We start from the raw sequence: 12153 nt of genomic DNA on the forward strand, positions 1-12153 counted from the left end.
TACTAATGGCTGTAACTACTGCCCTAGTTAAAGAATTACGCGAGCGTACCGGCGCTGGCATGATGGATTGTAAAAAAGCGTTAACTGAAACTGATGGCGACATCGAGTTAGCGATTGAAAATATGCGTAAAAGTGGCGCTGCAAAAGCTGCTAAAAAAGCAGGTAACATTGCTGCTGAAGGTACTATCATCATCAAGCAAAACGCAGGTGTTGCAGTACTAGTTGAAGTTAACTGTCAAACTGACTTCGTAGCAAAAGACGTAAGTTTCTTAGCATTTGCTAATAAAGTTGCTGATGCTGCTATTGCAGAAACGATTTCTATCGAAGACTTACAAGCTAAGTTCGAAGAAGATCGTGTTGAACTAGTTACTAAAATTGGTGAAAACATCAATGTACGTCGTCTACAGTACATCGCTGGCGAAACGCTAGTTGAGTACCGTCACGGTGAGCGTATTGGTGTTGTTGTTGCAGGTGTTGCTGATGAAGAAACACTTAAGCACATCGCAATGCACGTTGCTGCTTCAAACCCAGAGTACCTAACACCTGAAGATGTACCTGCTGACGTTGTTGAAAAAGAAAAGCAAGTACAAATCGAAATCGCGATGAACGAAGGCAAGCCTGCTGAAATCGCTGAGAAGATGGTTGTTGGTCGCATGAAAAAATTCACTGGTGAGGTTTCTCTTACTGGTCAAGCTTTCATCATGGAACCTAAAAAATCTGTTGGCGAAATTCTTAAAGAGAAAAACGCAACAGTTACTGGCTTCGTACGTGTAGAAGTTGGTGAAGGTATCGAGAAGAAAACTGAAGATTTTGCTGCTGAAGTTGCTGCACAGATTGCTGCTGCTAAAGGTCAATAAAATCGATTTCCTTTGACGAAAAAGTGAGTTAGATGAAATTATTCTGTTATTTGCTTTTGCGTCATCGCTGAAAATTCTTTAAAATAACCGCGCTCTTTATGTGAAAATCATAAGCGCGGTTATTTTTTATCCTTTTTTTATAAAGTTGGCCCAAATACTATGACAATCAATCGTAAACCTATTTTTAGACGCGTTCTTCTCAAATTAAGCGGTGAAGCACTGATGGGAGACGAAGGCTTCGGCATCGACCCAAAAGTATTAGACCGTATGGCGCAAGAAATCAAAGAGCTTGTAGAACTCGACGTAGAAGTGGGTTTAGTTATCGGTGGCGGTAACTTTTTACGTGGCGGCTCACTTGCTGAAGCAGGTATGAATCGCGTAGTTGGCGATCATATGGGGATGCTAGCAACTGTCATGAATGGCCTTGCAATGCGTGATGCGTTGCACCGTGCATTTGTAAATTGTCGTTTAATGTCAGCTATCCCACTTAACGGTGTGTGTGATGCATACAACTGGGCTGAGGCAATTAGCTTATTAAAAACGGGCCGTGTAGTTATTTTTGCAGCCGGTACTGGTAACCCATTCTTTACAACGGATTCGGCCGCGTGTTTACGTGGTATTGAAATTGAAGCCGATACCGTGATTAAAGCCACCAAGGTTGATGGTGTTTACAGTGATGATCCGGTAAAAAATCCAGAGGCGACACTTTACCGTCACTTGAGCTACAATGAAATCATTGAAAAAGAATTAAAAGTAATGGATCTTGCGGCATTCACTCTTGCGCGTGATCACAAGATGCCGTTGAGCGTATTTAATATGAATAAATCAGGCGCTTTAAAGCGTGTAATTATGGGCGAAGAAGAAGGCACTCTTATCTCTTCACAAGCCTCAGATGAAGTTATTAACTAGATTAGGATTGAACCGTGATAAACGATATTCAAAAAGATGCTGCAGAACGTATGCAGAAAAGTGTAACGGCACTTAGCAGTCAACTATCTAAAATCCGTACTGGCCGTGCTCATCCGGCAATATTAGATGGCATTATGGTGCCATACTACGGCGCACCAACGCCATTGAACCAAGTTGCCAATGTAACAATTGAAGATTCACGTACACTTGCGTTAAGTGTATTTGATAAATCGCTTGCACAAGCGGTAGAGAAAGCAATCATGGCATCTGACTTAGGTTTAAACCCAATGTCAGCAGGTTCTGTGATCCGTGTACCACTTCCTCCGCTAACTGAGGAACGTCGTAAAAACTTAATTAAAATCGTTCGTGGTGAAGTTGAAAGCGGCCGTGTTGCAATCCGTAATATTCGTCGTGATGCTAACGGTGACGTTAAAAACTTATTGAAAGATAAAGATATTTCTGAAGATGAAGCGCGTCAATCTGATGATGCAATTCAAAAGCTTACGGACAAATTCATTAAAGAGATGGACACTCAATTAGCGGCGAAAGAAGCCGAGTTGATGGAAATCTAAGCTAGTAAATTTATTAGTTTTGAAACGCCGTCTGGGGTATACTAGGCGGCGTTTTTTTATGGAATACTCGATATTTATGGTTCTTAACGCTGATAAAATTTCCCAGCAATGTTTACCCAAGCATGTCGCTATAATCATGGATGGCAATGGTCGTTGGGCACAAGCCAAGAATAGGCCACGTGTGTACGGTCATAAAAAAGGCGTGGATGCGGTTCGTCAGTCTGTGCAGTTTTGTACTAAATTAGGAATAGAGTCATTGACTCTATTCGCTTTTAGTAGTGAAAACTGGCATCGCCCCGAAGATGAAGTCAGTACCTTGATGGAGCTGTTTTTGTTTGTGCTGAGTAAGGAAGTTAAAAAGCTACACAAAAATAATGTTAAGTTAACCATTATTGGTGACTTATCTCGTTTTTCAGATACTTTGCGCAGCAAGGTTGATGCAGCACATGAATTAACGGCTAATAATACAGGTTTGCAACTGAATGTAGCGGCAAATTATGGTGGTCGATGGGATATAACAAATGCTGCAAAGCAATTAGGTAAGCTGATTGCTGCAGGGACGTTAAACCCTGATGATATTACAGAGCACGATTTAGCCGCCCATATGAGTATGCAAGATCAGGCTGAACCTGACTTGTTGATCCGTACTGGTGGCGATTTACGCATAAGCAACTTTTTATTATGGCAAGCTGCTTATGCTGAACTTTACTTTACCGATACGCTTTGGCCTGACTTCAATGAAGCAGCTTTTGCTGATGCTATCGCTTGTTACGTTGCCAGAGAGCGACGGTTTGGTTGTACTGGCGAACAAATAAAACAATTACTCGCTGAAACCTAATTAAAAAGGGTAACACTTTGCTAAAACAACGAATTTTAACCTCTTTAGTGCTAGCGCCTTTGGCACTGGTGTTGGTTTTTTATACACCTCTTACATTGTTTAGTTACATCGCTGGCGCGATTGTTTTATTAGGCGCGTGGGAATGGTCGGCATTTATGGGGTTATGCGATAAAGTTAAACGTTTTTCGTTTGTGACGTTTATTGGCTTGTTACTGGTACTGCTCAATTGGCATTGGCCAATTGATGGACTGTGGGTCGACGGCCAGCTCGTAGGAGACGCAAATTATATATTCACACTGTCATTTTCGTGGTGGATTGTAGCCACCTACCTAGTGTGGCGCTACCCAGCAATGGCGAAAGCATGGAACGAAGGAGTGGTTATGCGCGCTATTGCCGGTATTCTCACCTTAGTACCGCTGTGGCTTGCGCTTAATACACTGCGCAGTGCTAACTATGAGCAATCAACGCACTTTGGTTCGATGCTTATTTTAGTGGTACTGGGGATCGTATGGAGTGCTGACATTGGTGCATACTTTACGGGTAAAAACTTTGGCAAGCATAAGTTAATGCCAAAAGTGAGCCCTAATAAAACCATTGAAGGTTTAGCTGGTGGCTTAGTTGCTGCGGTAATTTTTGTTTTAGCGTTTTGTCATTTTACCAATGTAGATATGTCTGTTTGGCCAATTTACGCGATTATGACTGTATTCATCGCGTTATTCTCAGCTATTGGCGACTTACTCGAAAGTATGTTTAAACGCGAAGCTGGTCTTAAAGATAGTGGCTCATGTTTGCCTGGCCATGGGGGGATTTTAGATCGCCTTGACAGCCTAACTGCTGCAGCCCCCATTTTTGTGTTGTGCTATGCATGGACACTTAGTTTATGAGTTGTAGACAACAACTCGTCATTCTCGGCGCGACAGGTTCCATTGGTTTAAGTACCTTAGATGTTGTTGCGCGTAATCAAGAACAGTTTGCTGTATTTGCACTTGCGGCAGGTAATAATAGTGAATTGATGGCGCAATTGTGTATTGCTCATCAACCACGCTTTGCAGTGATGGCAGATGACAGCGCTGCAGCTAAGTTAAGCCAACACTTATCGGGCAGTGGTTGCAAAACAGTGATCCGCAGTGGCATTGCCGCCATGAGTGAACTGGCCGCTCACCCAGACGTTGACGCGGTAATGTCGGCGATTGTTGGTGCAGCAGGGCTCATACCTACACTCAGTGCGGTAGAAGCAGGTAAAAAAGTATTACTGGCGAATAAAGAATCTTTAGTCATGTCAGGTCAGTTGTTTATTGATAAAGTAAAACAACATAAAGCCACTTTACTACCGATTGACAGTGAACATAATGCCATATTCCAGTGCCTGCCAAGTGCACTGCAAGGCTCTAAAACTAATGCACAGTTAAATGAGCATGGGGTAAGTAAAATTTTACTTACCGGTTCTGGTGGGCCTTTTTTAACGTGTGATATTGCCTCTTTAAAAGACGTTACTGTGGCACAAGCCGTGGCGCATCCAAATTGGTCGATGGGACAAAAGATATCTGTTGATTCAGCCACTATGATGAATAAAGGCCTTGAGTTTATTGAGGCTAAATGGCTATTTAACTGCCAGGCAAACGATATTGAAGTAGTCATTCACCCGCAAAGTATTATTCATTCAATGGTGCAATACCAAGATGGCTCGGTGCTAGCGCAAATGGGGAATCCAGATATGCGTACACCGATTGCTCATGCTTTAGCATACCCACAGCGTATTGATGCTGGAGTAACACCACTGGATTTTTCACAGCTTGCTGATTTTACTTTTACGAAACCAGATTTTGTCCGCTATCCCAATTTACAATTAGCTATTGCTGCGTGTAATGCTGGACAAGGTGCTACAACGACAGTTAATGCTGCCAATGAAATTGCTGTGCAGGCATTTTTACAAGGGCAGATAGGCTTTACTGATATATACCGCATTAATGCACAAACATTAGACACAACGGTTGATGTAAACGTACACACGCTCGATGAAATTCTTGAATGTGACCGTTTAGCTCGACTTCAAGCGACGCAACTCATTGCAAAGGTAGTACGCTAATATGTTCGATTTTCTGTGGAATTTAGGTTCTTTTATTCTAGCGCTGGGAATTTTAGTAACAGTGCATGAATATGGCCATTTTTGGGTTGCCCGCAAAGCGGGTGTGAAGGTGTTAAGGTTTTCTATTGGCTTTGGTAAACCGCTAATAAAATGGCACGATAAACACGACACTGAATATGTTATTGCAGCAATTCCTTTAGGCGGCTACGTGAAAATGCTTGATGAACGTGTTGATGAGGTGCCCGCTGACCAACGCCACTTATCATTTAATGCCAAGTCAGTACAAGCGCGTATCGCGATTGTAGCGGCAGGGCCGCTGGCTAACTTTATATTTGCTATCTTTGCTTTAGCTGCGATGTACATGGTTGGGGTTCAATCGGTGAAGCCGGTGGTAGGCTCAGTAAATGAGGGTAGCCGCGCTGAGCAGGCCGGTATTATGCCTAGTCAACAAATTGTAAAAATTGGCGATGCTAATATTGCGACTTGGCAAGATGCTACGTTTGCATTAATGGCCAGCCTAGGTGATAAAAGTGTTGCTGTTACCGTGCGTGACGAGCAATTTCAAGAACAGGTTAAAATGCTTGATATTGATGGTTGGAAACTTGATCAACAAGATGTGCCACCATTAGCTTCATTAGGTATTGTGCCGTTTCGTCCGCAGGCTACTTTAACCGTTGCTACAATTTCGCCAAACTCTGCTGCAGCAGACGCTAATTTACAAGCAGGCGATGAAATTATCGCCGTAAATGGTGAAACAATAACCAGTTGGACGCAGTTAGTTAATGTTATTCAGCAATCCGCTAACAAATCATTACAATTTAGTGTAAAAAGACAAGATAGTATAGAACTGCTAAATGTTACCCCGAAAGGACAACGTAATAGTGATGGCTTGCTACAAGGCTTTTTAGGTGTAGCACCGGTGGTTGAAAAATGGCCAGATGGTTACATTGAAACTAGACATTATGGCCCACTCGATAGTATGGTGCTGGGCGTAACTGAAACATGGCGCTTGATCAGCCTAAGTTTTGATATGATTGGTAACTTAATTACTGGTCAAGTATCAGTGAAGAATTTAAGTGGTCCAGTTGGTATTGCTGTAGGGGCGGGAACTAGCGTAAGCTATGGCTTAGTGGCGTTTTTAGGCTTCTTAGCATTGATAAGTGTAAACTTGGGCGTATTTAATTTATTGCCCTTACCAGTGCTTGATGGTGGGCACTTAATGTATTACATAATTGAACTTTTTCGTAAAAAGCCGGTCTCTGAAAAGACACAAGAATTTGGTTTTAAAGTGGGTGGCTTGCTACTCATTTTTCTTACATGTTTCGCTTTGTTCAATGATGTATCGCGATTGTAAGCAATTGCGACAGTCTCGAATTAAAACACGATTGTAAAACACCGCTAAAGTATAATTTTAAGGTGTTGAGCGGTAATACCGTTGTAAAGGATAAAGATAATAAAATGGCTATAAAAAAACATTTGGCAGTAACAAGTTTATTAGGTGCTAGCTTTGCAGCCCTAGGCCAAAACTCCTTTATTGTTGACGATTTAAAAGTTGAAGGTTTGCAGCGCGTAGCGTTGGGAGCAGCATTAACACATATTCCTATTAACGTGGGTGATAGTGTTGATGACTATACAATTTCAAAAACGATTAAGTCTTTGTATAACTCAGGTCACTTCGACAATATCAAGGCACTACGTGATGGCAATAATGTTATTTTTAGAGTAACAGAGCGCCCAACAATTAGTGTTATTGAGTTTGAAGGTAATAAAGACATTAAAGACGAGCAGCTTAATCAGTCGCTTGATCAGCAAGATATTCGCCAAGGTGAACCACTGGATAAAACTGTGGTTGATAACATCGAGAAAGGCTTAATAGAGTTTTTCCACAGTATTGGTAAATACAACGCTAAAATTGATGTCAGTATCACTAAGTTACCGCGTAACCGCGTTAAGCTAAAACTTAAGTTTGATGAAGGTGATGCCGCATCTATCCGTCAGATCAACTTAGTTGGTAACGAATTGTTTAGTGATGAAGACTTGTTAGCACTTGCTGAGTCACAACAAGATTTACCTTGGTGGCAGTTTATGGGCAGCGATCGCTACCAGAAACAAACCATTGAAGGCGATCTCGAGAAAATTCGTAGTTATTATTTAGACCGTGGTTACTTACGTTTTAATATTGACTCAACACAAGTATCAGTAAGTCCTGAACGTGAATCTGTGTATGTAACAGCTAACATCACCGAAGGCGTTAAATACAAAGTGAAAGGCTTTGACTTCATTGGTGATCTACTTGGCCGTGAAGAACTGATCAAAAGTGTTATTCCACTGCGTGCCGGTGAACTTTATAATGGCTCAGTGGTTACCTCATCTGAAGAATTTATCAAAAGTTATTTAGCGCGTTTCGGTTATGCGAATGCGGAAGTTCGCACCATTCCTGAAATTGATGACGAAACCAAAGAAGTTCAGTTAACACTCTCAGTTAATCCTGGTCAGCGTGTTTATGTGCGTCGTATTATTGTTGGTGGTAACCAAAATACCGCAGATGAAGTATTACGTCGTGAAATGACCCAGCTGGAAGGCGCATGGTTATCGAATCAGAACCTTGAGCGTTCAAAGCTACAAATTCAACGTCTTCCTTACATGGAAAGTGTTGATTTTAATGTTGTGCCAGTCCCTGGTATAGATGACCAAGTTGATGTCGATTTTACCGTTAAAGAGCAATCAGCTGGTAGCTTTAACGCAGGTCTTGCTTATGGTTCTTACTTAGGTCTGCAATTTAATATCGGTGTGACTGAATCTAACTTCTTAGGTACGGGTAACCAGATTGGCTTTAACATCAATACTTCGCGTGGTTCAGAACGTGTTAGTTTATCGTATACCGACCCTTACTTCACCCCAGATGGTGTGTCGCAAGGCAGTAGTATTTTCTACAGTAATTACGATGCAAGTAAGTTTAGCCTCATCGATTACAAATCAAAAAGCTACGGCATTGGTACAAATATAGGCTTCCCAATTGATGCGGTAAACCGTATCAACTTTGGTGTACGTTGGATCCAAGAAGAGTTATCTGAGATTGCTGAATATGAGCAAACGCTTGTTATGCGTGAGACCTTCCTAGACGTGAATAACCCGGATAAAGGATTTGATTTTACTAAGTACGAACTCAGCGTTGGTTGGTCTCGTGTGACAGTAAACCGTGGTTTATTCCCAACGGCAGGTTCGCGTCAAACATTAAACTTAACCGGTACTACGCCAAACTCTGATTTAACTTACTTTAAGGTAAATTACGACTCGCGTTTTTATTGGCCACTTACTAATAACCACCGTTGGGTATTCTCAACGCGTGCTGCATTTGGCTATGGTAACGGTTATGGCACAACCAATGGTTACGATCAAACATTACCATTCCAAGAATATTTCCGTATAACCGAAATGGAATTACGTGGTTTTGACCGTAATACTATTTTGCCGCGTGCAATATCGCGTACACCACAAGTAATTCCAGGCAATTCATTGGCAGATGGTAGTCTAACTGGCAATATAGGCGGCTCGCCAGAGTTTGATGTGTTAACACCGGGAGGACGTATTGGTGGTAATGCCAAAGCGGTTGCAGGCATGGAGTTAATTGTGCCAACCCCATTTTTGGATGAAGATAATACCAGTTCTGTACGTACTAGTTTCTTTGTTGATGCTGCAAACGTATGGGATACTGAATTTAACGTTGACCGTTATAAAAATTTAGGGCCGAATGAACGCGCTAAGCTTGAGGATTATTCAGATCCGCTGCGCTTTAGGGTATCAACCGGTTTATCATTACAGTGGATCTCACCTATGGGTCCAATGTTGATTAGTTTTGCGTATCCATTGCAACAAGAAGAAGATGACGATACGAAGACCATCAGCTTTAACATTAGTAATACATTCTAAAGGAGTTTTTTGTGAAAAAATCATTTAAATCATCGGCAATTGCCATTTTAGCAACACTTATGATGGGTACTTCTGCAAGTGCTTTTGCACATAAAGTTGGTATTGTAGATATGCAAGAAATCTATAAGCAAATCCCACAAATGGCAAAAGTTGAGCAAACACTGCAAGCTGAATTTGCTGAGCGTCGTCAAGAACTTGAAAAGCTACAGGGCGATATCCGCTTTGAAGCAGAAAAATTCAAGCGTGAAAGCACTACAATGAGCCAAGCGCAAAAAGATGCGTTGCGTGAAAAAGTGGAAGGCATGCAAAAAAATCTTGCTGAAAAAGGTCGTCCTTTAGAGCAAGAAATTAAAACTCGTCAAAACCAAGAACTAGCTAAAGTTCAAGGTATTATTATCAAAGCAATCGAAGATATTGCTAAAGATGGTAAGTACGATGAAGTTAAAGTTAAAGATACTACTATCTACTTTAACCCTAAAACGGTCGTTGATTTATCAAGTAAAGTTGTTGATAAAGTAAGTAAGCAATAGAACTGATATATGCATAATTATACGCTTTCGCAGATTGCGGAACTTCTAGGCGCCACGCTTGACGGTGATGGCGCTTGGGAAATCTCAAAAATTGCTACACTTGCAAATGCCCAGTCTGGGCATATTGCATTTTTAGCGAATAAGAAATATCGCTCACAACTTAGTGATACTAAGGCGGGGGCAGTGATCCTATCTGCCGCAGACGCAGAGTATTATCAAGGTAATAAGCTCATAGTGGTTAACCCCTATGTTTGCTACGCGAAATTAGCCCAGTTACTCGATACAACGCCACGCTCAGCGTCACCAGGTATTCACCCAAGTGCGGTGGTCCATCCTGATGCTACAGTTGCAAGCACAGCCGCTATTGCAGCTAATGCGGTGATTGAAGCCGGAGCGGTAATTGGTGATAACGCGCAAATAGGCGCTAATTGCTTTATTGGTGAAAACACAAAAATTGGCAATGGCACAAAACTGTGGGCAAATGTCAGTGTTTATCACGATGTAGAAATTGGTAGTGATTGCTTATTTCAATCAAGTAGCGTAATCGGCAGTGATGGCTTTGGTTATGCAAATGATAAAGGCCAATGGATAAAAATTCCTCAGCTTGGTCGCGTTATTATAGGTGACAAGGTTGAAATTGGCGCTGGTGCTACGGTTGACCGTGGTGCAATTGATGACACGATTATTCACAGCAATGTGATTATTGATAACCAATGTCAAATTGCCCATAATGTTGAAATTGGTTCAGGCACAGCAATTGCTGGCTGTACCGTGATAGCAGGTAGTACAACTATTGGTAAAAATTGCCAGATTGCCGGGCTTGTCGGCATAAATGGTCACATAGATATCTGTGATGGTGTTATACTTACGGGTATGAGCATGGTGACTAAAGCGATTACGAAACCTGGTATTTATTCCTCAGGACTTCCACACTCTTCAAATAAAGAGTGGCGCCGAAACATTGCCCATTTCCGTAATTTGCCAGAGATGAAAGTTCGCCTTAAAGCGCTAGAGACTCTGACTAAGTCATTAAACGTTGATAATTAATAAGGATGCTATTTTGGCAAACGAATTAAATAGCCTTGATATACAAGAAATTTTAAGCTTACTTCCGCATCGTTACCCGATGCTACTAGTTGACCGTGTACTTGATTACACCCCAGGTGAATCATTACATGCAATTAAGAACGTAACTTTTAATGAACCGATTTTTACCGGCCATTTCCCTAACCAGCCAATTTTTCCTGGTGTATTAATTTTAGAAGCCATGGCACAGGCAACCGGTTTATTGGGGTTTAAAACTGTCGAGAATCGCAGTGAAAATGAACTATATTTATTTGCAGCGATAGATAATGCGCGCTTTAAACAACCTGTAACGCCTGGTGACACCATGCATTTACACGTTCAATTTTTAAAAGAGCGTCGTAATATTTGGAAGTTTGCAGCAGAAGCAAAAGTTGATGGCAAAATAGTATGTAGTGCCGAAATCATGTGTGCGAGAAGAGAGCTTTAATTGTGATCCATCCTACAGCGATAATCGAACCAGGTGCAAAGTTAGGTAATAATGTATCGGTTGGCCCGTATAGCTACATTGGCAACGATGTGGTTATTGGTGACAATTGCATTATCGAATCTCATGTTGTGGTCAAAGGTCCGTCAACAATAGGTTCAGGCAATCATATATTTCAATTTGCGTCTGTAGGTGAAGCCTGCCAAGACAAAAAATATAATAATGAGCCAACCACACTTATCATTGGCGATAACAATGTTATTCGTGAATGCGCTACCATCCACCGAGGTACAATTCAAGACCAAGGTGTGACTAAGATTGGCAGCAATAACTTATTTATGGCTTACACTCACGTAGCCCATGATGCGGTGATTGGCGATAACGTTATTTTTGCTAATAATGCATCTGTTGCAGGCCATGTACATATTGGTGACTGGGTTATCTTAGCGGGCAATTCAGGTATTCATCAGTTTTGTAAAGTGGGGGCACATGCCTTTGTTGGTATGTACTCTGGCGTGAACAAAGATGTGCCGCCGTTTGTAACAACTATAGGTACGCCAGCAGGTCCTGTTGCAATTAATACTGAAGGCATGAAGCGCCGTGGCTTTGAAAGCGATGAAGTAATGGCAACACGTCGTGCTTATAAAACACTATACCGCAAGAGTTTAGGTGTTGAAGAGGCAATTGCAGCGCTTGCTGATGATGCCGCTAAGTACCCAGCAGTACAGTTAATGGTTGATTTTGTGAAAAATTCTGAACGCGGTATTATTCGTTAATTCGTTTATGCAGTGTATAAAAGCCACCAGTTATTAAGTTAACTTGGTGGCTTTTTTGTATTCACTGTTTTGTATTTACTTTAATTGTAAGCGTATAGCTAACGACACCTAGCTTTGCTTAATGTTCCAAGGTAGCAGTGGCTCG

General features: G+C 41.6%; 12 protein-coding genes. All 12 read left to right on the top strand.

The genetic code is table 11. The annotated features are described in order from the left end of the window. The first annotated feature begins 5 nt into the window (after positions 1 to 5). Positions 6 to 857, top strand: coding sequence for a translation elongation factor Ts (tsf, locus tag FW757_RS16395; protein WP_182718689.1), 852 nt, complete (start codon positions 6 to 8; stop codon positions 855 to 857). Positions 858 to 1016: 159 nt separating this feature from the next. After that, positions 1017 to 1766: a UMP kinase gene (gene pyrH, locus FW757_RS16400; RefSeq protein WP_145240474.1), complete on the top strand. Its 750-nt coding sequence runs from the start codon at positions 1017 to 1019 to the stop codon at positions 1764 to 1766. Between the two features lie 50 nt (positions 1767 to 1816). Next, positions 1817 to 2338: a ribosome recycling factor gene (gene frr, locus FW757_RS16405; protein WP_215909106.1), complete on the top strand. Its 522-nt coding sequence runs from the start codon at positions 1817 to 1819 to the stop codon at positions 2336 to 2338. 58 nt (positions 2339 to 2396) lie between these two features. After that, positions 2397 to 3176 (top strand): isoprenyl transferase, encoded by a 780-nt coding sequence (locus FW757_RS16410; RefSeq protein WP_149982995.1) that lies wholly within the window; start codon positions 2397 to 2399, stop codon positions 3174 to 3176. A gap of 17 nt (positions 3177 to 3193) precedes the next feature. After that, on the top strand, positions 3194 to 4060 hold the full coding sequence (locus tag FW757_RS16415; RefSeq protein ID WP_145240480.1) for a phosphatidate cytidylyltransferase: 867 nt from the start codon (positions 3194 to 3196) through the stop codon (positions 4058 to 4060). Next, positions 4057 to 5262, top strand: coding sequence for a 1-deoxy-D-xylulose-5-phosphate reductoisomerase (ispC, locus tag FW757_RS16420; RefSeq protein ID WP_446441445.1), 1206 nt, complete (start codon positions 4057 to 4059; stop codon positions 5260 to 5262). The genes FW757_RS16415 and ispC overlap by 4 nt, the downstream gene beginning before the upstream one ends. 1 nt (position 5263) lies before the next feature. Then, positions 5264 to 6616 (top strand): sigma E protease regulator RseP, encoded by a 1353-nt coding sequence (gene rseP, locus FW757_RS16425; RefSeq protein WP_446441446.1) that lies wholly within the window; start codon positions 5264 to 5266, stop codon positions 6614 to 6616. A 104-nt stretch (positions 6617 to 6720) separates the two neighbouring features. Continuing rightward, positions 6721 to 9192, top strand: coding sequence for an outer membrane protein assembly factor BamA (gene bamA / locus FW757_RS16430; protein WP_182718686.1), 2472 nt, complete (start codon positions 6721 to 6723; stop codon positions 9190 to 9192). 11 nt (positions 9193 to 9203) lie between these two features. Next, positions 9204 to 9722 (top strand): OmpH family outer membrane protein, encoded by a 519-nt coding sequence (locus FW757_RS16435; RefSeq protein ID WP_149982990.1) that lies wholly within the window; start codon positions 9204 to 9206, stop codon positions 9720 to 9722. A 9-nt stretch (positions 9723 to 9731) separates the two neighbouring features. After that, positions 9732 to 10769 (top strand): UDP-3-O-(3-hydroxymyristoyl)glucosamine N-acyltransferase, encoded by a 1038-nt coding sequence (lpxD, locus tag FW757_RS16440; RefSeq protein ID WP_182740510.1) that lies wholly within the window; start codon positions 9732 to 9734, stop codon positions 10767 to 10769. A gap of 13 nt (positions 10770 to 10782) precedes the next feature. Next, positions 10783 to 11235, top strand: coding sequence for a 3-hydroxyacyl-ACP dehydratase FabZ (gene fabZ, locus FW757_RS16445; RefSeq protein ID WP_145240491.1), 453 nt, complete (start codon positions 10783 to 10785; stop codon positions 11233 to 11235). Between the two features lie 2 nt (positions 11236 to 11237). Further along, complete coding sequence (gene lpxA / locus FW757_RS16450) at positions 11238 to 12008, top strand: acyl-ACP--UDP-N-acetylglucosamine O-acyltransferase (RefSeq protein ID WP_149982988.1); 771 nt, start codon at positions 11238 to 11240, stop codon at positions 12006 to 12008. The last annotated feature ends 145 nt before the right edge of the window (positions 12009 to 12153 follow it).

It is taken from the genome of Pseudoalteromonas sp. 1181_04, assembly GCF_052850545.1.

Excerpts from the sequence above, each read along its gene's own strand:
- tsf (WP_182718689.1), top strand. The coding sequence starts at position 6 with ATGGCTGTAACTACTGCCCTAGTTAAAGAATTACGCGAGCGTACCGGC.
- pyrH (WP_145240474.1), top strand. The coding sequence starts at position 1,017 with ATGACAATCAATCGTAAACCTATTTTTAGACGCGTTCTTCTCAAATTA.
- frr (WP_215909106.1), top strand. The coding sequence starts at position 1,817 with ATGCAGAAAAGTGTAACGGCACTTAGCAGTCAACTATCTAAAATCCGT.
- FW757_RS16410 (WP_149982995.1), top strand. The coding sequence starts at position 2,397 with ATGGAATACTCGATATTTATGGTTCTTAACGCTGATAAAATTTCCCAG.
- ispC (WP_446441445.1), top strand. The coding sequence starts at position 4,057 with ATGAGTTGTAGACAACAACTCGTCATTCTCGGCGCGACAGGTTCCATT.
- rseP (WP_446441446.1), top strand. The coding sequence starts at position 5,264 with ATGTTCGATTTTCTGTGGAATTTAGGTTCTTTTATTCTAGCGCTGGGA.
- bamA (WP_182718686.1), top strand. The coding sequence starts at position 6,721 with ATGGCTATAAAAAAACATTTGGCAGTAACAAGTTTATTAGGTGCTAGC.
- lpxD (WP_182740510.1), top strand. The coding sequence starts at position 9,732 with ATGCATAATTATACGCTTTCGCAGATTGCGGAACTTCTAGGCGCCACG.